Source organism: Rhodococcus sp. WAY2, from assembly GCF_009859915.1.
Lineage (GTDB): Bacteria > Actinomycetota > Actinomycetes > Mycobacteriales > Mycobacteriaceae > Rhodococcus_F > Rhodococcus_F oxybenzonivorans.
Window position 1 is genome coordinate 6,602,166 of record NZ_CP046572.1, and the last position, 19,868, is coordinate 6,622,033.

Annotated in this window: 18 protein-coding genes; 8 read left to right on the plus strand and 10 right to left on the minus strand. The window is 64.2% G+C overall.

Annotated elements, in window-relative coordinates; genetic code table 11:
* Positions 1–83 precede the first annotated feature (83 nt).
* The 3 genes from murJ (at position 84) to GFS60_RS29855 (ending at position 5,422) form a co-directional block, all read left to right on the plus strand.
* Complete coding sequence (gene murJ / locus GFS60_RS29845) at positions 84–3,971, plus strand: murein biosynthesis integral membrane protein MurJ (protein WP_201453669.1); 3,888 nt, start codon at positions 84–86, stop codon at positions 3,969–3,971.
* Between the two features lie 47 nt (positions 3,972–4,018).
* Complete coding sequence (gene sigM / locus GFS60_RS29850) at positions 4,019–4,600, plus strand: RNA polymerase sigma factor SigM (RefSeq protein WP_159926731.1); 582 nt, start codon at positions 4,019–4,021, stop codon at positions 4,598–4,600.
* Positions 4,601–4,678: 78 nt separating this feature from the next.
* Positions 4,679–5,422 (plus strand): hypothetical protein, encoded by a 744-nt coding sequence (locus tag GFS60_RS29855; RefSeq protein ID WP_159926733.1) that lies wholly within the window; start codon positions 4,679–4,681, stop codon positions 5,420–5,422.
* A gap of 11 nt (positions 5,423–5,433) precedes the next feature.
* On the opposite strand, the gene GFS60_RS29860 is transcribed toward GFS60_RS29855, so the two are convergent.
* Positions 5,434–5,991, minus strand: a complete 558-nt coding sequence (locus tag GFS60_RS29860; RefSeq protein WP_159926735.1) for a TetR/AcrR family transcriptional regulator — start codon at positions 5,989–5,991, stop codon at positions 5,434–5,436.
* A gap of 88 nt (positions 5,992–6,079) precedes the next feature.
* On the opposite strand from GFS60_RS29860, the gene GFS60_RS29865 reads away from it, so the two are divergent.
* From GFS60_RS29865 to GFS60_RS29885, 5 genes are all read left to right on the plus strand, one after another.
* Positions 6,080–7,051 (plus strand): SDR family NAD(P)-dependent oxidoreductase, encoded by a 972-nt coding sequence (locus GFS60_RS29865; protein WP_159926737.1) that lies wholly within the window; start codon positions 6,080–6,082, stop codon positions 7,049–7,051.
* Positions 7,052–7,087: 36 nt separating this feature from the next.
* Positions 7,088–8,275 (plus strand): 4,4'-dithiodibutanoate disulfide reductase, encoded by a 1,188-nt coding sequence (gene nox, locus GFS60_RS29870; RefSeq protein ID WP_159926739.1) that lies wholly within the window; start codon positions 7,088–7,090, stop codon positions 8,273–8,275.
* A 108-nt stretch (positions 8,276–8,383) separates the two neighbouring features.
* Positions 8,384–9,367: a thioredoxin-disulfide reductase gene (gene trxB / locus GFS60_RS29875; RefSeq protein WP_159926741.1), complete on the plus strand. Its 984-nt coding sequence runs from the start codon at positions 8,384–8,386 to the stop codon at positions 9,365–9,367.
* A gap of 48 nt (positions 9,368–9,415) precedes the next feature.
* Entirely contained in the window at positions 9,416–9,739 is a 324-nt protein-coding gene (gene trxA / locus GFS60_RS29880; protein ID WP_109334752.1) for a thioredoxin, read from the plus strand.
* Between the two features lie 168 nt (positions 9,740–9,907).
* On the plus strand, positions 9,908–11,107 hold the full coding sequence (locus GFS60_RS29885; protein WP_109334753.1) for an N-acetylmuramoyl-L-alanine amidase: 1,200 nt from the start codon (positions 9,908–9,910) through the stop codon (positions 11,105–11,107).
* A 3-nt stretch (positions 11,108–11,110) separates the two neighbouring features.
* Here GFS60_RS29885 and GFS60_RS29890 read toward each other — a convergent pair whose 3' ends face one another.
* The 9 genes from GFS60_RS29890 to rpmH all read right to left on the minus strand — a co-directional run bounded on the left by GFS60_RS29890 (position 11,111) and on the right by rpmH (position 19,162).
* Positions 11,111–11,806 (minus strand): GNAT family N-acetyltransferase, encoded by a 696-nt coding sequence (locus tag GFS60_RS29890; RefSeq protein ID WP_159926743.1) that lies wholly within the window; start codon positions 11,804–11,806, stop codon positions 11,111–11,113.
* Between the two features lie 155 nt (positions 11,807–11,961).
* Complete coding sequence (locus GFS60_RS29895) at positions 11,962–13,023, minus strand: ParB/RepB/Spo0J family partition protein (protein ID WP_159926745.1); 1,062 nt, start codon at positions 13,021–13,023, stop codon at positions 11,962–11,964.
* Positions 13,020–14,033, minus strand: coding sequence for a ParA family protein (locus GFS60_RS29900; protein ID WP_159926747.1), 1,014 nt, complete (start codon positions 14,031–14,033; stop codon positions 13,020–13,022). Before GFS60_RS29900 ends, GFS60_RS29895 begins: the two co-directional genes overlap by 4 nt.
* Before the next feature lie 69 nt (positions 14,034–14,102).
* A complete protein-coding gene (gene rsmG, locus GFS60_RS29905) occupies positions 14,103–14,786 on the minus strand; it encodes a 16S rRNA (guanine(527)-N(7))-methyltransferase RsmG (protein WP_109334757.1) in 684 nt (227 codons plus the stop codon).
* 1,752 nt (positions 14,787–16,538) lie between these two features.
* Positions 16,539–17,093: a Jag family protein gene (locus tag GFS60_RS29910; protein WP_109334759.1), complete on the minus strand. Its 555-nt coding sequence runs from the start codon at positions 17,091–17,093 to the stop codon at positions 16,539–16,541.
* Between the two features lie 19 nt (positions 17,094–17,112).
* Positions 17,113–18,222, minus strand: a complete 1,110-nt coding sequence (gene yidC / locus GFS60_RS29915; protein ID WP_159926749.1) for a membrane protein insertase YidC — start codon at positions 18,220–18,222, stop codon at positions 17,113–17,115.
* A 4-nt stretch (positions 18,223–18,226) separates the two neighbouring features.
* Positions 18,227–18,619 (minus strand): membrane protein insertion efficiency factor YidD, encoded by a 393-nt coding sequence (gene yidD, locus GFS60_RS29920; RefSeq protein WP_159926751.1) that lies wholly within the window; start codon positions 18,617–18,619, stop codon positions 18,227–18,229.
* Between the two features lie 6 nt (positions 18,620–18,625).
* Complete coding sequence (gene rnpA / locus GFS60_RS29925) at positions 18,626–18,991, minus strand: ribonuclease P protein component (protein WP_159926753.1); 366 nt, start codon at positions 18,989–18,991, stop codon at positions 18,626–18,628.
* 27 nt (positions 18,992–19,018) lie between these two features.
* Positions 19,019–19,162: a 50S ribosomal protein L34 gene (rpmH, locus tag GFS60_RS29930; RefSeq protein WP_005263481.1), complete on the minus strand. Its 144-nt coding sequence runs from the start codon at positions 19,160–19,162 to the stop codon at positions 19,019–19,021.
* Between the last annotated feature and the right edge of the window lie 706 nt (positions 19,163–19,868).

Sequence of the window (19,868 nt, forward strand, 5' to 3'; positions counted from 1 at the left end):
TTCCCGATCGCTCGCATCCCCGGGTCGCACCGTGGGAAAGGGACCACTGGGCACGGGAGATTCGACCGGACGAGGCACCGACGGTGCAGTTCGCGGCCATCCGGGTCGACCCGCCGCCGCCGGTCCGGGACTCGGGACCGTCGACGGCACCGCAGAAACAGAGCAACTCCCGCCTCCTCGCGTCCACCGGGTCGATCGCGGTGGCGACGCTCGTCAGCCGCATCACCGGATTCGCCAAGCAACTGCTGGTCCTGACATTGCTCGGCGGCTCGGTGGCCAGCTCGTTCACCGTCGCCAGCCAGATCCCGAACATGATTTCCGAGCTGGTGCTCGGCGCGGTGCTGACCGCCATCGTTGTGCCCGTGCTGGTCCGCGCGGAACGTGAGGACCCGGACAACGGTGCCGCCTTCGTGCGCCGCCTGTTCACGGCCACCTGTGTGCTCCTCGGAACGGCAGCGTTGCTCGCCACCGCGGCCGCCCCGGTGCTCACCACCCACGTGTTCCTGTCCGACGACGGCAAGGTCAACACGTCCCTCACCACAGCTCTGTCGTTTCTCCTCCTGCCGGCGATTCTGTTCTACGGGCTGTCCGCCCTGCTCACGGCAATTCTCAACACCAGGCAGGTGTTCAAGCCCGGGGCCTGGGCCCCGGTGCTCAACAACGTCGTGATGCTCACCGTACTGGTGATCTATTACGCGATGCCGGGCGAAATCACCCTCGACCCGGTGCGGATGAGCGACCCGAAACTGCTGGTCCTCGGCGTAGGCGTCACCCTCGGTGTCGTGGTGCAGGCCGCCAGCCTCGTGCCTGCGATCCGACGCGAAGGCATCTCGTTGAAGCCGCTGTGGGGCCTCGACGACCGGCTCAAGCAGTTCGGCGGGATGGCCGTCGCCATCATCCTGTACGTGCTGATCAGCCAGGCGGGCATGATCGTCGCCACCCGCATTTCGTCCCAAGTGGACGCGTCGGGTCCCGCGATCTACAACAACGCGTGGCTCCTGCTGCAGCTGCCGTACGGCGTGCTCGGTGTCACCGTGCTCACCGCGATCATGCCGAGGCTCAGCCGCAATGCCGCCGCAGACGACACCCCCGCCGTCGTCGACGACCTCTCGGTGGCCACGCGTCTGACGATGATCTCGCTGGTTCCGATCATCACCTTCCTCACCTTCGCGGGACCCGAGGTGGGGCAGGCCCTGTACGGGTACGGCAACTTCGGTACGGGTGACGCAGGGCGTCTCGGCCAGGCCGTCAGTTGGTCCGCCTTCACCCTCATCCCGTATTCCCTCGTCCTCATCCAGCTCCGTGTCTTCTACGCCCGTGAACGCGCCTGGACTCCCACATGGATCGTCCTCGGCATCACTGCGGTGAAGATCGCGCTCTCCGCACTCACCCCCCTCATCGCCTCGAGCGACGACCAGGTGGTGATCCTGCTGGGCGCCGCGAACGGCATCGGGTACATCACCGGTGCACTCATCGGTGGTTATCTCCTGCACCGCAGCCTCGGAAACCTCCAAATGGCCAACGTCGGGAAAACCGTGTGGGTGGTGGTGCTCGCCTCCCTCGCGGGTGCGCTCGCGATGCTCGGCGCCGAACGCCTCCTGCAATTGGACCGCCTCACCACATTGTTCGGCGGCCCGGGTTCCATGGCCCGAGTCGCGATCAGCGGGATCTTGATGCTCGGTGTCACCTTCGTCATTCTCTGGTTCGCGAAGGTCCCCGAAATCATGTCGATCACGGTCGCCGTCACGCGCAAGATTCGGGCTCTGCGCGGTCGCGGCGGTGAACCGGAACCCGAGCCCGACCCGCTCGCCGACGCCCAAACGGAACTGATTCCCGTGGTCCGCGCCACACCGCGCGACTTCGGTGGTCGCCCGCGTGGTATCGAACGACCCGGTGGTCTCCCGTACCCTGGACACGAGCGGGTCGGATCGCCGCCCGGTACGGGTCGGAGTTGGGCATTCGAAAATGAAGGAGTGAGGGTGAGCGACGACGACGTGGCCGGCAGCAAGCGAGCCGGAGGTTCTACGGTGCAAGCGTCCGAACGGAATTCGGCTGCTTCGTCGAATGGCGTCGACGCCCCGACCACCCGAATCGAATCGGAGCCCGCAACTTCCGGCACCCCGAAGACCAAGTCGGACCAGGCGACGACCGCCGACTCCGGCTCCACGACGCCACCGGCGAACGGCACGGCTGGGCCGAACGTCACCGGCTCTGCTGTGTCGGCCGACACTGCTGTTCCGGATAAGACTGCTGTTCCGGATAAGACTGCCGTTCCGGCCGAGACTGCCGCCTTCGATGCAGGCGGCCCCACACGCAAGGACCCCCGGCCGACGGGTGCAGCTGCGGGCCACGACACCAGTTTCGACACCGGCGTGATTCCGATCACTCCCGGACCCGGTCGTGATCGAGGCGCCGGCCCGCGTCCTATTCCCCGCGGCCCCAAGCTGATTCCGGGCGCCTCCGTCGCGGGTGGTCGTTACCGTCTGCTCACACCGCACGGTGGGTCCCGGGGTCTGCAGTTCTGGCAGGCCCTCGACGTCAAGCTCGACCGTGAGGTCGCTCTCACCTTCGTCGACGCCGAACAGCGTTCCACCTCGGCCGGACCCGAAGGACCGCAAGCGATCCTGTCCCGCACGCTGCGCCTGGGTCGCATCAACTCGCCCGGTCTCGCCCGGGTTCTCGACGTGGTCCGTGGCAGCTCGGGCGGCATCGTCGTCGCCGAGTGGACGCCCGGACGTTCGTTGCGGGAGATGGCCGACACCAAGCCCTCTCCGATCGGTGCCGCCAAAGCCATCCGGGCACTCGCCGCAGCAGCGGAGACGGCGCACCGGGCCGGTGGGGCACTGTCCATCGATCACCCCGACCGCATCCGGATCAGCATCAATGGCGACGCCGTCCTGGCCTTCCCGGCCACCCTCGCCGATTCCGACTCCAGTTCCGACGTACGCGGTCTGGGCGCCATGCTCTACGCGCTCATCACCGCCCGCTGGCCGCTCGGCGATCCCTCCGCACCGGCAGGCGACACCACCCATCGGCCGGGAAGTGTCGGTGGCATGCGGCTGGCCGACCGCGACTCCAACGGCCAACCCATCGGCCCCCGGGTCATTCGCCCGGAAGTCCCCTTCGAGATCTCGGCGGTCGCGCTCCGCTCGCTGGAGCCGAACGGGGGCATCCGCACAGCCGCCACGGTCCAGCACATTCTCGACCAGGCGTCGGTCATCAACGAGAAAACCGAACTGATCCCCGCCCTGCGGCTCGGACAGCGCACGCCCGGCATATCCGGGCATGAGCTCGCCGACCCCGAAGCCATCGAGGCGGAGAAGAAGAAGTCCAACAGAATGCTCGCCGCCCTCGTCGGACTCGGGGTCGTGACCATCATCGTGTTGGCTCTGCTCGGTTTCTGGCTGGCCACGTTCTTGACCGGAAGCAGTTCGGACGCTCCGCTCACCGAGCAGGACTTCGGCCTCACCACCTCCGCCGAGCCGCCTCCGGGCGCCGCCGCTCCCGCCGCACCGGCACCGCCGGCCGACGTCGCACCGGTCACCCCCGCGTCGGCCACCGTGTTCTCGCCGCAGGGCACACCCGACTCCGCTGCCAATGCCCGGCTCGCTATCGACGGCAACACCGCCACCGTGTGGAGTACCGACTCCTACTTCCAGCCGTTCCCGGCGCTGAAGAACGGTGTCGGCCTGATGATCACCTTGGACGAGCCGGCCAACCTGTCCAGCGTGTGGATCAACTCGCCGACACCCGGCACCAAGGTCGAGATTCGGAGCGCCCCCTCGGAGGAGCCCACCCTCGACCAAACCCAGGTCATCGGTTCGCAGGTGCTCGGTAGCGGTGTCACCGAAATCCCCGTGACGTCGGAGGCACCCACCACCAACGTCCTGGTCTGGATCACCGGCCTCAGCACTTCCGGGGGCAAGAACCAATCCTCCATCGCAGACGTGGGATTCAACGCCACGACGTAATCGGCTCCCGCTGCTCGTGGCCCGGCGTTCTGAGCTAACATCCGCCGGTGCGCATCTTCCGGGGGGTCGCCGAGGGCGGACCCTCGGATGTCGAGTTGCTCGCTGCGCATGTCGCCGGTGATCCGCACGCCTTTGCGACGTTGCTCGGTCGCCATTACGACCATCTGTGGCACGTCGCGGCGCGCACCAGCTACACGCGCGAGGATGCCGCGGACGCACTACAGGAGGCATTGCTGTCGGCACACCGCAATGCCGGCTCCTTCCGACGCGATGCCGCGGTCCGGAGCTGGTTGCACACGATCGTCGTCAATGCCTGCCTCGACCGCATCCGCCGGAACAAGGCCCGCCCTGCGGTGTCACTGTCGGCCGACGAGGACGACGAGCCCCGGGACGTCCGCGATCGGGTCGCCGAGCTCGAGATGAGCCTGGTGATCGATCGCGCGTTGGCGCAGCTGCCGCCGGACCAGCGGACCGCGATCGTTGCGGTAGACCTCGAGGGTCACTCGACCAGTGAAGCCGCCAGGCTGCTCGGTGTTCCGGAGGGCACTGTGAAGAGTCGATGCGCGCGTGGCCGCAAGAAGCTGGCCGCTTCTCTCGAATATTTCCGGGACGAGGGGAACCGATCATGATCCTGTGGCGTCAAACTCTTATAGGAGCGCAGGACTGTCAGGCCGGTCGGGACCGAGCGGAATCGGTGAGGAGGTGTCATGGCCACTGATGATGTCGGCTCTTCGGATGAGTTGCCGGCTCCGCCGTACTCCGCCGATCTGCTGTCCGATCTTCACGCCGGAGTGCTGCCCGAGTCCGTGAGTGAGCGCCTCTGGCCCCTGGTGCGGAACGATCCAGACGCTATGGAGGTCATTTCCGCGCTCGACAGGGTCACCGAGCAGCTCGGGGCACTGGGCCGCGACCATTCCGTCGCGTCACCGATTCCCGACGACGTTGCCGACCGCATCGCTCGGGCACTCGCGGAGGAAAGGGAGTCCTCGGTCTCTCGGGTGGTGCCCCTCGCGCGGCGTAGAAAGTGGGCGGCTGTGGCAGGCGGCGCACTGGCCGCAGCCGCTGCGGTCGTGGTGGCGATCGCTGTCGTCACGCCGACCAGCAATCCCACCGATCCGCCGATTGCTTCGCCGAGCACCTCCGAGACTTCCTCTCGCCCAGCGGTTCTCGAGCTGGACGCCGGCCTAGACGCCGCGCGCCTCCTCACCGTGATCGGATCCCGCCAACTGGGCGCGCTCGAGAACCCGGAAGTCCTCGCAGAATGCTTGCGCGCGAATGGAATCGAGCCGTCTCGTACGCTCCTGGGATCGGGGGAAGTGCGGCTCGACGGCGCCCCCGGAGTACTCCTCCTTCTTGCCGGGCCTCAGCCACCGCAGATCACCGCGCTGGTCGTGGGAAACAGCTGCAGTGCCACGAACCCGGCCACCATGTCTGTCACCGATATCGGTTGAGCGACAACCCATCAGATCGTGCTGTGCGCAGACGGAACGAGTAGCTCGAGGATTTTGGCACGCAACTCGGGAGTGTCGTCCTCCACGGCGATAAGGCTCGCGAACATCGCGGCACCAGCAGCGAGGACGAGAAGGGCCTTCGCGGTGCTCGCCTCACCCTGATCATCGGCGAACAGGCGGGTGCTGGGCCCGCTGAACCCCTGCCACAAGGCATTTCGCAGTTCGGCGTGATCCCGGATCGCGGCGAGGAGGCCGGGAGTTGCCGCGCGAACCTCAGGCCGTGCGAACAGCTCGGCACTGCCGGTCACGACCCATCGAATCCAGCCTTCCCGATCGGTGCCCTCGAACGGCGTCAGGTCGGGGGTGGCACCGAGAATGGCGTCGAGCACGAGATGCGCCTTGGACGGCCACCGTCTGGTAATCGACGCCCTGCTCACCCCGGAACGGGTGGCGATCGCCCGCATGCTCAGTTGCTCCCACCCGGACTCGACGAGCATCGCGCGGGTCACGGCCAGCACGTCGGTGTCGATGCGCGGGTCACGGGGTCGTCCTGTTCCGGTGGCATTCATCAGCTCGAATTGTGGGACAAAAGCGCCGTCCTCGCTATATCGTATCTAATACGAGACCACTGGCATCGTAATTCGACAGGACGGGCACATGAAGATTGCGGTCACCGGCGGCACCGGATATGTGGGCGCTCATACGACGCTGGCGCTGCTCGCCGACGGCCACACCGTCCGCCTGCTCGTCCTTCCACACGACTCGATCGACGCTGTGGTGGCGGCGGTGGGCGACGCCTCGACTCGGATCGAAGTCGTGGTGGGGGACGTCCGCGACCGAACGTCCGTCGAGCAGCTGCTCGACGGGTGTGACGCACTTCTGCACGGTGCAGGGGTCGTGGGCACGGACGACCGGCGTGAGCAGCTGATGTGGGAGGTCAACGCTCAGGCCACCGCCGCCATTCTCGTCCGAGCCGCCTTCCTCGGTCTCGACCCGATCGTCCATGTCGCGAGTTTCAGCGCGCTGTTTCCATCCCCTGATCCCGTGATCGGGCCCGACAGTCCCACCGCGGCGGGACGCAGCGCGTACGGGCGGACGAAGGCGACCGCCGATCGTGTCGCCCGTGCTCTGCAGGACGCCGGAGCACCGGTCGTCATCACCTATCCCACCAGTGTGGTCGGTCCCGGCCTCGAAGGCACCAAAGGTGTCACCGAACAGGGTTGGGCCGTCCTACTGGGCAGCGGGGTAGCTCCGCGGTTCAGCGGCGGCATGCAGATGATCGACGTGCGCGACGTTGCCGCTGTCCATGCCGCAGTAATGCAGCCCGGCCGCGGACCTCGGCGTTACGTCTGCGGCGGCGAGCTGATCGATTTCAACCACCTCATCTACATCCTCGAACATTCATCGGGACGACGACTGCGCCGGATCCCACTGTCCGGGGGAGTTGTGCGGTTCCTGGGACGGCTCGCCGATGCCGTCGGCAAATACACCGCTGTCAGCGCAGGCTTCAGTTACGAGGCCGCCTGGCTGCTCACCTCGGCCACTCCCACCGACGACTGCCGCACGCGCGACGAACTGGGTCTGAATTGGCGTCCGCCCCGAGACGCCCTCGCCTCGACGTTCGCCTGATCGCAGCCCTCACCTCCTCGCCCGAAGGCAGACACAATGACCACTCCGACCGACCGGCGCACGATCTGGGAACCCGCCCGTCTCGGCCCTCTGACCCTGCGCAACCGCATCATGAAAGCCGCCACCTTCGAAGGAGTCATGCCTCGCGGGCAGGTCACCGCCAAGCTCGTCGAATTCCACGCCGAAGTGGCCCGTGGCGGCGCCGCGCTCACCACCGTTGCCTACTGCGCCGTCTCACCCGGCGGACGGGTCCACGCCAACACCCTGGTCCTCGACAAGGCCAGTGTTCCCGGACTTCGGCGGCTCACCGATGCCGTCCATGCCGAAGGAGCGCTGGTGTCGGCGCAGATCGGGCACGCCGGGCTGGTCGCCAACACGCTCTCGAACCGCACGAAGACGCTGGCCCCGTCCACGCGTCTGAGTCCGCCCGCCATGGGACTGGTGCGTGGTGCCACTCACACCGAGTTGGACCAGGTCGTCGCGGACTTCGAGAACGCTGCGCGGGGCGCCGTCGACGCCGGCTTCGACGCCATCGAGGTTCATCTCGGCCACAACTACCTGCTCAGTTCCTTCATGAGCCCCAACCTCAACAAGCGAACCGACGAATACGGGGGCAGCCTGGAGAAGCGGGCAGCCTTCCCACGCCGTGTGGTCGAGCGTATTCGCCGCGCCGTCGGCGACACGATCGCCGTCACCGCGAAGTTCAACATGACCGACGGTGTTCCCAAGGGATTGTGGCTCGACGAGAGCCTCCGTATCGCTCGACTCCTCGAACGGGACGGGCATCTCGACGCGCTGCAGCTCACCGGCGGCAGTTCCCTCCTCAACGGAATGTACTTCTTCCGCGGAGAGGTGCCGATGGCCGAATTCGTTGCATCACAACCGAAATTGGTCGGGTACGGCCTGAAGCTCTACGGACCCCGCATCTTCCCGACCTACCCGTTCGAAGAAGCGTTCTTCCTGCCGATGGCTCGCCAGTTCCGCGAAGCGCTGTCCATGCCTTTGATTCTCCTCGGGGGCATCAACAGACTCGACACCATCGACACCGCACTGGGTGAAGGGTTCGAATTCGTCGCGATGGCCCGCGCACTGCTCCGCGACCCGGACCTCGTCAACAAGTTCCGCGATGAGCACGTAGCGGAAGGCCTGTGCATTCACTGCAACAAATGCATGCCCACCATCTACACCGGCACCCGCTGTGTCATCCGGGAGACTCTTCGCTGATCAGAGGCCCGTGGGGGAGCGATCGGTATCACCTACAGTCCGGGAACAACACCCTTTAGTCTGGTGTTGATCAATTCGACTGTGCACGCTCCCTATCGGAAGGCCCGCATGACCACTCCATCGACGGTTCATGAACTCATCATCGTTGGTTCGGGACCTGCCGGATATACCGCAGCCGTCTACGCGGCGCGGGCGGAACTCGAACCGCTGCTCTTCGAGGGCACCCAGTTCGGCGGTGCTCTGATGACGACGACCGAGGTCGAGAACTTCCCCGGATTCCGGCAAGGAATCATGGGCCCCGACCTGATGGACGAGATGCGCGAGCAGGCCAAGCGCTTCGGCGCCGACATCCGTACCGAGGACGTCGAGGAACTCGATCTGACCGGGCCGATCAAGAAGGTCGTCGTCGGTGGCGAGACCTATCAGGCACATGCGGTCGTACTCGCGATGGGCGCGGCTGCCCGATACCTCGGCATCCCCGGCGAGGAGAAGCTCCTGGGCCGCGGCGTCAGCGCCTGCGCCACCTGTGATGGCTTCTTCTTCAAGGACCAAGACATCGTGGTCGTCGGTGGTGGCGACTCCGCAATGGAAGAAGCGACCTTCCTCACCAGGTTCGCCCGCAGTGTCACGGTGGTCCACCGCCGTGAGGAGTTCCGGGCGTCCCGCATCATGCTCGAGCGCGCCAAGTCGAACGAGAAGATCCGGTTCGTCACCAACGCAGAACCGATCGAGGTGCTGGGGGAGAACAGCGTCACCGGTTTGGTCGTGCGCGACACCGTCACCGGTGAGCAGTCCACGCTTCCCGTCACCGGAATGTTCGTGGCCATCGGTCACGACCCGCGCAGCGAACTCGTCAAGGGTCAGGTCGACGTCGACGAGGCCGGTTACGTACGGGTGCAGACGCCGACCACCGCCACCTCGCTGGACGGTGTCTTCGCTGCCGGTGACCTGGTAGACCACACCTACCGTCAGGCGATCACCGCAGCCGGCACCGGATGTTCCGCGGCCATCGACGCCGAGCGTTGGCTCGCCGAGCGCGGCGATATCACCGCGAACACCGTCGAGGCCGCCGGTGCACCGGTCGACGCCTGAGTTGTCCACGATCGTCCAAGTTTTATCCGTCGAGTAAGGGGATTTCCCGTGTCGAACACCGTCACCATCACCGATGATTCGTTCCAACAGGATGTGCTGGGCAGCGACAAGCCTGTGCTCGTCGATTTCTGGGCTACCTGGTGCGGCCCGTGCAAGATGATCGCTCCCGTGCTGGAGGAAATTGCCGGCGAGCACAGCGACAAGCTGACGATCGCGAAGCTCGACATCGACGCGAACCCGGGTGCCGCCCGCGACTTCCAGGTGATGTCGATCCCCACGCTGATCCTGTTCAAGGACGGCAAGCCGATCAACACCATCGTCGGCACGAAGGGCAAGGCTGCGCTGCTGAAAGAGCTGGCCGACGTTCTCTGATCGACACCTGAACAGCCTGCCCGATTCCCGATTTTGTGGGAATCTCTGAGACAATCGATCGATGTGCTCCTGTCGCATCCGCGAACGGGACACATCGATCGACTCGTTTGTAGAGAGCTGTGCTGTAGTGATACACACGGCCGTGGAATCAGACTGAGAGGCCCGAACATGCACCGACTCCGTCACGGCGACCATGGTCCGGCCGTCGCTGAGATTCGGGGCACTCTCGCCGGTCTCGGGTTCCTCCACGACGGTGTCGCCGACACTCGCCGCGACACCAACAATGGTTCGCACTGGATTGCGCCCGACGCCGTCTTCGACCACCACCTCGACAGCGCCGTACGAGCCTTCCAGCAGCAACGTGGGCTCCTCGTGGACGGAGTCGTGGGTCCGGCCACCTATCGGTCCATGAAAGAGGCGTCCTACCGCCTGGGCGCACGCACGCTGATCTACCAACTGTCTGCACCCCTGTACGGGGACGACGTCGCTACGTTGCAGACACGGCTGCAGGACCTCGGGTTCTACGTCGGCCGGGTCGACGGATTCTTCGGACCGCAGACCCACGAATCGCTGTCGTCGTTCCAGCGGGAGATCGGGATCGCCGCCGACGGAATCTGCGGCCCTGCCACCCTCCGTTCGCTCGAGTTGCTCGGTACCCGGGTCACCGGTGGTTCGCCCCACGCGATGAGCGAAGAAGAAATGGTTCGCAGCTCCGGTCCGCAGCTCAGCGGCAAGCGCATCGTCATCGACCCCGGTCTCGGTGGGGACACCTACGGCACGATCGTCCATTCTCCGTACGGCACCATCTCGGAGTCCGACATCCTCTGGGATCTCGCCAGCCGGCTCGAGGGCCGGATGGCGGCGACAGGGATGGAAACCTTCCTGTCCCGGCCGCACCACGCGAACCCTTCGGACATCCAACGCGCGTCCACGTCGAATGCCTTCGACGCCGACCTCATGATCTCCCTGCGATGTGACAGCAACTCCAGCCCCGCTGCCAACGGCGTCGCAAGCTTCCACTTCGGCAACTCGCACGGTTCGACGTCGATGATCGGGCAGGTTCTCACCGGCTTCATCCAGCGGGAGATCGTGGCGCGCACCCCATTGCAGGACTGCCGGACGCACGGACGCACCTGGGATCTGCTCCGCCTGACCAAGATGCCGACCGTGCAGATCGATCTCGGCTATCTCACCAACCGGTCCGACGCTGCCGTTCTGTCCAATCCGCGGGCACGTGACGCGATCGCGGAGGCCATCCTCATTTCGGTGAAGCGTCTGTACCTGCTCGGGCAGGATGATCAGCCCACCGGTACGTTCACCTTCGCTGAGTTGCTTGCCGAGGAACTGTCCTCTTCTGAACGGTCCTGACCGTCAGCGCACTCCGACCGGGGTGCACTCACCGATGTCGACCATGCTCACCGATGCCGTATGCAACAGGCGTTCCAGAGCAGCCTCCACGTCTTCCTTCCACCCGTGGTCACGATTCAACTCGAGCCTCAGCCGAGGGAACCGGTGGTGTGGAGCGACGATCTCGAAGCCATTGTCTTCGAGAAACTCCGCGGGGATCATGCATTCTTCGGGGGAGCATTCCATGGCGGCGGTCGCCGATGCGATGCCGGAGTGGTCGGTATCGCTCGACCCACCGTCTCGAATACCGAAGGCCTCCAGGGCGCGGACACCGCGCCTCACCAGATCAGCGACCACCGCCTGAATGAGGGTGGCACCCAGATTTTGTTCTTCGCCGGCGGGCTCGAGTCGCAAGCTCGTGAGAAGGACGGCATCGGCACCCACCGGAGCGGTCGGTAGAAGCTGCGCCCGAGGCACGGTGCGTGGGGGAGCGTATAGCGCGCTGCCGACCGGCTTTCCATCCATGACGGCGACCTGACCGCAGGAACCCCACTCGAGCATGACCATCGACAGCCATGCTTCCTTCTCGAATTCCTGGTCACAGAATCCGCGCGAACTATGGATGGCCGCGGGATCCATTTCCCAGAAGACGCAACGACGAGCGTGGGCGGAGAGCTTGTCCAGGCCGTCGAGGGTGAGCGACGTGACGTGAGTCGACATTGGCTAGATCAGCCTCCAAATGTCACTACTACAAGTCATGTGTTGTCCTCTGATCTTCACTGCTCGTTGTCCCCGCTGATCTGCCCTCGAGATGCTGTCACCGGTGCTGTCACAGTGACGGATTACCCGCGGGTGCTTCTACCTCGCCCAGACGGTCATGAATCGGCTCGTTGCGCCTCCATCATCCCGACAATTCGCTGCAGATCGTCAACCGAACCGAACTCGACGACGATCTTGCCTTTGCGCTTGCCGAGGCTGACGGTCACCCTGGTGTCGAAGGAGTCCGACAGTCGCTCGGCCACGTCCTGTAGTCCGGGCATCTGGATCGGCTTCCGGCGTTGCGGAGGAGCGATCTGATCGTCGTTGCGGTTCGCCAGGGTGACCGCTTCTTCTGTGGCGCGGACGGACATGCCCTCCGCCACGATTCGAGCCGCCATCACTTCCTGCGCGTCGGCGCCGGCCTCGAGAGACAGCAGTGCACGGGCGTGTCCTGCGGACAGCACTCCCGCGGCAACGCGGCGCTGGACGGGAATCGGAAGCTTGAGGAGGCGGATCATATTGGTCACCACGGGACGGGACCGACCGATCTTCGCGGCCAGTTCCTCGTGAGTCACCTCGAACTCTTCGAGCAGCTGCTGATAGGCGGCCGCCTCTTCGAGCGGGTTGAGCTGCACCCGATGAATGTTCTCGAGGAGGGCGTCGCGGAGCATCGCGTCGTCACCCGTCTCACGGACGATGGCCGGGATCGTGTCGAGTCCGGCTTCCTGGCCGGCCCGCCAGCGGCGCTCACCCATGACCAATTGAAACTTGCCGTCTTCTACCGGGCGCACCACGATCGGCTGCATCAAACCGAATTCGCGGATGGAGTGCACCAGTTCCGCCAGCGCCTCGTCATCGAAGACCTGTCGCGGCTGCTTCGGGTTGCGCACGATCAGGTTCGGGGCGATTTCCCGGTACACGGCCCCGGTGGGGGAGGGGAGGGGCTCAGCCCCATTCGTAACCTCTCCATCTCCGTTGTTTCCCGTGGATGCAGGAGCTCGGTCGCTGCCGGAAGGTGATGTCGACGAGTTCGGGGTGGGCGGGGTGGGGATGTGGCGCTTGTCTGTGCCGATCACTACATCGGCGGCAGCAGTGCCCAGTCCCGGCGCCGTCGTGGGACCGGTCGGAATCAGCGCCGCCAATCCACGGCCGAGTCCACCCTTACGCGTCTGACTCATCTCTGCTCCTGCTTCGTGATCTGTGCTGTGCGCGCTGCGAGTTCACGTCCCGCGTCGAGGTAGCTCATCGCGCCACGTGAACCGGGGTCGTAATCCAACACGGTCATCCCGTATCCGGGCGCTTCGGAGACCTTCACACTTCGGGGGATGACCGCGCGGAGGACGGCGTCTCCGAAGTGGGACCGGACTTCCGCTGCCACCTGGTCGGCGAGTTTCGTGCGGCCGTCATACATCGTCAGTAGCACGGTCGAGACATGCAGGTCCGGATTGAGGTGGGCTTGCACCAACTCGATGTTCCGCAGCAATTGACCAACGCCTTCGAGCGCGTAGTACTCGCACTGGATCGGAATCAGAACTTCCTTGGCCGCGACCATCGCGTTCACCGTCAGCAGGCCGAGCGATGGAGGGCAGTCGATGAGGATGAAGTCGGCGTCGATATCTCGGAGCGCCTTTTCTGACAGCGCCCCCTTCAGCCGACCCTCGCGGGCCACCATCGACACCAGCTCGATCTCGGCGCCGGCGAGGTCGATGGTCGCCGGGATGCAGAAGAGCCGCTCGTTGTGGGGGCTCGTTTGGATCGCCTCGGCGGCGGTCACCTCACCCAGGAGCAGTTCGTAGCTCGACGGGATACCCGAATGGTGGGCCACTCCGAGGGCGGTGCTGGCATTGCCCTGGGGGTCGAGGTCGATCACGAGGACCGTCAAGCCCTGCACTGCGAGAGCGGAGGCGAGGTTGACCGCACTGGTGGTCTTGCCGACCCCGCCCTTCTGATTGGCGATTGTGAGAATCCGGCGCTCCGGCGGTTTGGGTAGCGTCACGGAGTGGGGGTGGAGTACCTGACTGGCTCTATGTGCGGCCGCGCCAATCGGAGTCTCTTCGGCGGAGATGCCGTTATACGGAGCAGTGAATCCGTCGTCTCCGTTTCCTGAGCTCGTCGCGTGGTCGGATCGATGTTCGGTTTCACGTGAAACTGTTTCACGTGAAACGGCGGATTCAGGCCCACCCGACATTGATTACTCCTTCGATTGGGAATCGCTCGTTACTCGACATACTCACTCCGCATCCGTCGCCCGAGTGTCTCATCGGCGCTGACGGCGTTTCGGTACACGCTCTGCCCGAACCACCACGGTAGGAACCGGAAGAAGACCCACTCCACATTCCACGATGTCCAGCTTGCCAGCACCCAGCCGAGTCAAAGCGGCACGGTCGCGGGCGATCTCGTCGGCCGCGCTCGAACCCTTCAGTGCAAGCATTCTCCCATGCTCGTGGATCAGCGGCAGCGACCACTTGGCTAACTTCTCCAACGGTGCCACTGCCCGCGATGTGACGACATCCGCGCCACCGGCTTCTTTCACGACGCCAGACTCTTCCGCGCGACCACGAACAACCAACACATCCAGACCGTTGGATTCGACGAACTCCGCAAGATATACAGATCGTCGCAGCAGCGGCTCGACCAAGGTGATCCGCAAGTCGGGACGGGCAATCGCCAACGGAATACCGGGCAGTCCCGCTCCACTGCCGACATCCACCACGGACTCGCCCTCAGCGATCAACTCACCGATCACTGCACAGTTGAGAAGGTGCCGTTCCCACAGGCGAGGAACCTCTCGTGGCCCGATCAGACCACGCTCTACACCGTCACTTGCCAGAGACTTGTAGTACCGCTCCGCGATGTCGAATCGTTCACCGAACACCTGGCGAGCCGCCGCTTGTTCGTCCCAGTCGGCCGGCTTCTCACCATTCGGTTCCACGTGAAACATCCTCCCGCGAAGAGCTCATCTTCTACAAACTCAGCCTCTCCATTATCCGCCCTGATTCCCGACTGCGTCCCCTAACACCCACCCGCAACGCCGAACAGTGTTTACACCACCGCCCCCTCGGTGGGGGAGGGGAGTGGTCCGAGCGGAGAACGCCGTCGGTCCGGTAGGCGCGCAACTCCCGCCTTGCCCACGATCGAGAGTTCGAGATCGTCCGAGGCATCCGCTTCCGTGCACGATTGGGAAGCGGTGCCGTGCCGGGTTTGTGTGCGGCGCTCGGGCACACGTCGCGACGTCTGTTCCGTGTGGCGCCAGAGTTGGGGTCGCATCCGGCCCGTGTTTCACGTGGAACATACGGACACGCCCTCAGGATCGTCTCCGACTTCACTGCGGATACGCGCGCCCCGGCCCGGCCTAGCGGATTAGGACTTGAGGCGCATCTCTGCGTCGGACTTGAACCCTCGACCCCGATGGACCGCAGTGACGCCGGTTCCACGTGAAACATCGACTAGCTGAGGCGGACCTCTCGTCCGAACTACAAGATTTTCACCCCGATTTGGGCGCACCTCGACTTCAGCTCGGATCGATCAACCCGCACGCCTGACGTCGATAATCGGTGGGTTGGACGAACGGTATGCGGTACGGGCAACGTTGGGCACGCTGCCAGGAAGTGATGAGGGCGCTGCCGCGAACCGATGTACCCGCTCGGCGGCTTGGAAGCTACCGAACACTGAATTGAACGCGAAGACTCTCGCCCGCCTTCTAGCCGGCGACAGGTGCCCCGAGTTCAGCCATCACCAGGCAGGATTGGATGGAGACGATGTGACTTCTGGTGTCCGCGGTCTCGTCAGCCGAGCGGCTCAAAATGTATGTCGGCACCGGGGAGCGATGTTTCACGTGGAACCACCGATGGTGGCCGTTGATGTCGCTAGGACTGACGCCGCACCCGAGGAACTTGCCCGACTGCCGCGTTCGGAGAAGAGACCTGGGCCCACCTCACATGTCGGCCGCCCTGTGCTGCTGCCGCCACGATCACTGCATCTCCGATTGCCTGACGAATCCCGAGATGCGCCCATTGCGGCGCGTCGACAAGCCCGAATCGGAATCATCACAGTGACGAAACTCCGATGAGTGGTTGGATGGCCGAAAACCGACTCTAAATTTCGCCGATTCTTCGTAATGCACCGCCCGGCTCACCTGAACCGAAGGAATCCCGGACCGCCGACCGCTTGCCGCTGGGTCCGCATGCCAACACCGAAACCAACCACCTCCGAAGTTCCGGACGCAAACCTTCGATCAAAGCGAGCATCACGATCCCGCGTCGTGCGTAGTCGGCGTCCTCGGTGGAAATGTGGCGCGGCGGAAGTAGCCGAGCTCGCTGCAGCGAAACTCAATCGACCGGAACGCCTGCCTCTCGCCGGTACCGCCAACCGACGTCGCTCCGGCCCCAGGCCCGCACGCACACCACGCACCTCGCTCGGCTACGGACGGACTATTCGGCGGTCCCGGTCCAGGCCGAGTTCGCAAAATCGGCGTTTGCGGATGCTCAGCAGTCGCGCGCGAGGGCCGTGGGTGGTCACCAATTCTTGCAGTGAGTGACAGCGGCACGTTGCCGCTCAGGCGACGACTCAGGCCGGGGGAGGGGAGGGGCTGGTGTGTTTCACGTGAAACGAGAGAAACCGACCACTGTTGCCGGAATGGAGAAGGCGGGCCCAAGGTATCCCTGGGCCCGCCTTCCAAATGTGGTGTGCTGAGTCAGTCCTTGATCACGACTACGCGACGCGACGGCTCAGCGCCCTCGCTCTCGCTGGAGACACCCGCGACCTTGGCAACAGCGTCGTGCACGATCTTCCGCTCGAACGGGGTCATCGGAGTGAGCTCCTCCCGTTCACCGGTCTCGAGCACGCGGCGTGCTGCGGAGGCACCCAACTCGGTGAGTTCGGCGCGACGCCCGGCACGCCAACCAGCGATGTCCAGCATCAGCCGGCTACGTTCACCCGTTGCCTGCTGCACAGCAAGGCGTGTGAGTTCCTGGAGTGCGTCGAGTACCTCACCTTTGCGGCCGACCAACTTGGTGAGATCGTCACCCCCGTCGATACTGACGACTGCTCGATCCCCTTCGACGTCCAGATCGATATCGCCATCGAAATCGAGCACGTCGAGGAGCTGCTCGAGGTAGTCGCCGGCGATCTCGCCTTCCTCGATGAGGTAGTCGTCAGAATCGGAGTCAACCTCGGTGTCCGGGTTCTGCGTCGGAGCAGTCACGTCTGTCTCATCTCCGTCCACTGCGATGTCAGGCTCAGTAGCCATACTCGTTCTCTTTTCTGAATCAGCGCCGCTTGCGCTTAGGGGACTTTCCGCGGTTCGTCTGAGGTCGGGCACCGGGTTTCGGCTTCGACGTACCCGTCGGAGAACCGTCACCGCTCGCAGTTCCCGTCGACTGTTCGGAGGCGTCGTCTTCCATCACTCCGTCGACGACCTCTGGTTCGGCCGGGGCTCCGTCTACCGCAGCCTTCTTCTTCTTCGAAAGATTGGGGCGTGCACCGGGCTTCGGGGCGTTCTCCGCTCGACGAGCCAGCGCTGCCTGCTTCTTCTCTTCCTCTTCCGCATCGATCTTCCGGAAGACGATGTGCTGCTGCGCGTAGGTCCAGATGTTGTTACTCACCCAGTAGAGAAGGATTGCGATGGGGAGGAAGGGGCCACCGACAAGGACGCCCAGCGGGAAGATCCACAGCGCAAGCTTGTTCATGATCGCGGACTGCGGGTTCGCGGCGGCCTCAGGGCTCTGTCGAGCGACGGAGGCGCGGGAGTTGAAGTGCGTCGCAACGCTCGCGATGACCATGAGCGGGATAGCGACCGCTGCAATGTTCAGCATGGTCGGGACCGGACCGTAGATCGCGAACGCTTCGAGCTGATCCGACGGGGTGGTGATCGCAGCCGAGATCGGTGCACCGAAAAGTCGGGCACTCAGGAAGGACTGGACGTCCTCGACGCTGAAGAAGTAGTTCGGCGTGTTCGCGTTGTCCTCGACCGACATGCCGAGCTGTCCGAAACCGGTGCCGGTGCGGTTGAACGACCGAAGAACGTGGAACAGACCGATGAACACAGGGGCCTGAGCAAGCACAGGTAGACAGCCCATAATCGGGTTGAATCCGTGCTCCTTCTGGAGCTTCTGCATCTCGACGGCCTGCCGCTGGCGATCACCTGCGTACTTCTTCTGCAGTGCCTTGATCTGCGGTTGCAGTTCCTGCATCTGGCGCGTCGTACGCACCTGCTTGACGAAGGGCTTGTACAGGATGGCGCGCAAGGTGAAGACGAGGAACACCACGGAGAGGGCCCATGTGAAGCCACTGTCCGGTCCCAGGAAGGGAATCGCCCCGAAAACCTTGTGCCAGACCCACAGGATCCCGGACACCGGATAGTAAATGAAGTCGAGCACGGCTCTATGTACTCCTCTGTTCGTCCACGTTCACCGGACAGTGATGACGGCTACCCGGATGACGGCTACCCGCATGTTGGTGAGGGACCGAATCCGGCCCAGCGGGCACGGGATCCCACCCACCAGGGTGCCAGGGCGCACATTTCGCCAGCCGGACCACCGTCAAGACAAGACCTTTGAGAACCCCGTGGGTGCGCAGGGATTCGACTGCGTACTCGCTACAGGTGGGTGTGAACCGGCAGGTCGGCAACCTCAGGGGCGACACATATGTCCGGTACAACTCGATCAGAAAGATAAGGATTCGCGCCGGGAGGGCACGGATGGTTGCCCACGTGGACGTCGTCGGGGTATCGGCACCCGCCACGGCGGCGCGCGACTCGTCGAGTGCGCTTTTCATGCGAAGTTACTCATGCGCAAGAAGATCCAATCGGGAGAGACCTGCACGAAGTTGCTTGTCCAGATCCCGGCTACTTGCAGTCGCGGCTCCCGGAAGAGCCCGAATCACCACATCGGTGGTGGCTGGAACAGCACCCACCAGGTCGATGCAGATATGACGAAGCCGGCGTGCGACTCGATGTCGAATCACCGCCGGCCCGACAGCCTTACTCACAACCAGTCCAAATCGTGGACCGCCGCTACTCACCAGCTCGCCTGTCTGTCCACGGTCGAATGCGTGGACAACCAGATCGCGTCTTCCCATCCGGCGACCGCGTCGTACAGCCAACGAAAAGTCTGAATGACGACGCAATCGGTACGGCTCAGGCAACACCCCGAGCTCCTGAACCCAGTATCGGGATCAGGCGGTGAGGGATTCGCGGCCCTTACGGCGACGCGCCGAAACGATTGCACGACCCGCACGGGTCCGCATACGAAGACGGAAGCCGTGAACGCGCGCGCGGCGTCGGTTGTTCGGCTGGAACGTCCGCTTGCCCTTGGCCACGGTCAACACTCCTCGAAATTCATCGACGCCTCCCGGCGTCCTGGATCTAACATGGTCGAAAACTCAGGTGGTCAACCAGCAGTGACACACGACATCGCCGCTGGACTGAATCCAGCACGATACCGCCACCTCACCACAGGGTGACTGTTCGAGAGTACTGATGACTCCCGGTCAGGTCAAACTCGCTCACCTGCACTTCCTCTGCGAACGGGATGACCGACACGCCGAGGTTCGATAAATGCTTGCACCCCAACTTCCGATGTGCCAAACCGCTGTGAGGTTGCCGACACTGTTGCTAGCGTTGAAACATGGTCTCGCCGATGAACCCTGATCGAGTGCCCAGCTCTCGACTTCACCGTTCTCATCTGCACATTCACCACAATTCATCCACAGGGCACAGATGGTGTCCCGCCTTCGGTCACCCCGAGGGTTGCTGACGCACGTCACATCCCGGGTGGGTCCACCCCCCTCGTCCAGACGTCCTGCGCAAAACCGCAGCTCAGGGCGGTAAATCTGGAATCTTCACCTCGTAACGACGTCTTCACACCAGTCCTCCATGCTTTGTCCACATCTGTGGATAATTGTGTGGAAACACAGTTCAGATGGCATATTCGTAGGTCCGTACGGGGTCCATCCTCAGGTCGGGGAACGCCCAATTCCACCTCGGCGACGGCACCGACATCTCGACAAACTGGGGAGGAACCAC

Excerpts from the sequence above, each read along its gene's own strand:
- rsmG (WP_109334757.1), bottom strand. The coding sequence starts at position 14,786 with ATGTTTCACGTGGAACCGAATGGTGAGAAGCCGGCCGACTGGGACGAA.
- GFS60_RS29885 (WP_109334753.1), top strand. The coding sequence starts at position 9,908 with ATGCACCGACTCCGTCACGGCGACCATGGTCCGGCCGTCGCTGAGATT.
- GFS60_RS29860 (WP_159926735.1), bottom strand. The coding sequence starts at position 5,991 with ATGAATGCCACCGGAACAGGACGACCCCGTGACCCGCGCATCGACACC.
- trxB (WP_159926741.1), top strand. The coding sequence starts at position 8,384 with ATGACCACTCCATCGACGGTTCATGAACTCATCATCGTTGGTTCGGGA.
- yidD (WP_159926751.1), bottom strand. The coding sequence starts at position 18,619 with ATGAAAAGCGCACTCGACGAGTCGCGCGCCGCCGTGGCGGGTGCCGAT.
- GFS60_RS29900 (WP_159926747.1), bottom strand. The coding sequence starts at position 14,033 with ATGTCGGGTGGGCCTGAATCCGCCGTTTCACGTGAAACAGTTTCACGT.
- GFS60_RS29895 (WP_159926745.1), bottom strand. The coding sequence starts at position 13,023 with ATGAGTCAGACGCGTAAGGGTGGACTCGGCCGTGGATTGGCGGCGCTG.
- GFS60_RS29865 (WP_159926737.1), top strand. The coding sequence starts at position 6,080 with ATGAAGATTGCGGTCACCGGCGGCACCGGATATGTGGGCGCTCATACG.
- GFS60_RS29910 (WP_109334759.1), bottom strand. The coding sequence starts at position 17,093 with ATGGCTACTGAGCCTGACATCGCAGTGGACGGAGATGAGACAGACGTG.
- GFS60_RS29855 (WP_159926733.1), top strand. The coding sequence starts at position 4,679 with ATGGCCACTGATGATGTCGGCTCTTCGGATGAGTTGCCGGCTCCGCCG.
- nox (WP_159926739.1), top strand. The coding sequence starts at position 7,088 with ATGACCACTCCGACCGACCGGCGCACGATCTGGGAACCCGCCCGTCTC.
- GFS60_RS29890 (WP_159926743.1), bottom strand. The coding sequence starts at position 11,806 with ATGTCGACTCACGTCACGTCGCTCACCCTCGACGGCCTGGACAAGCTC.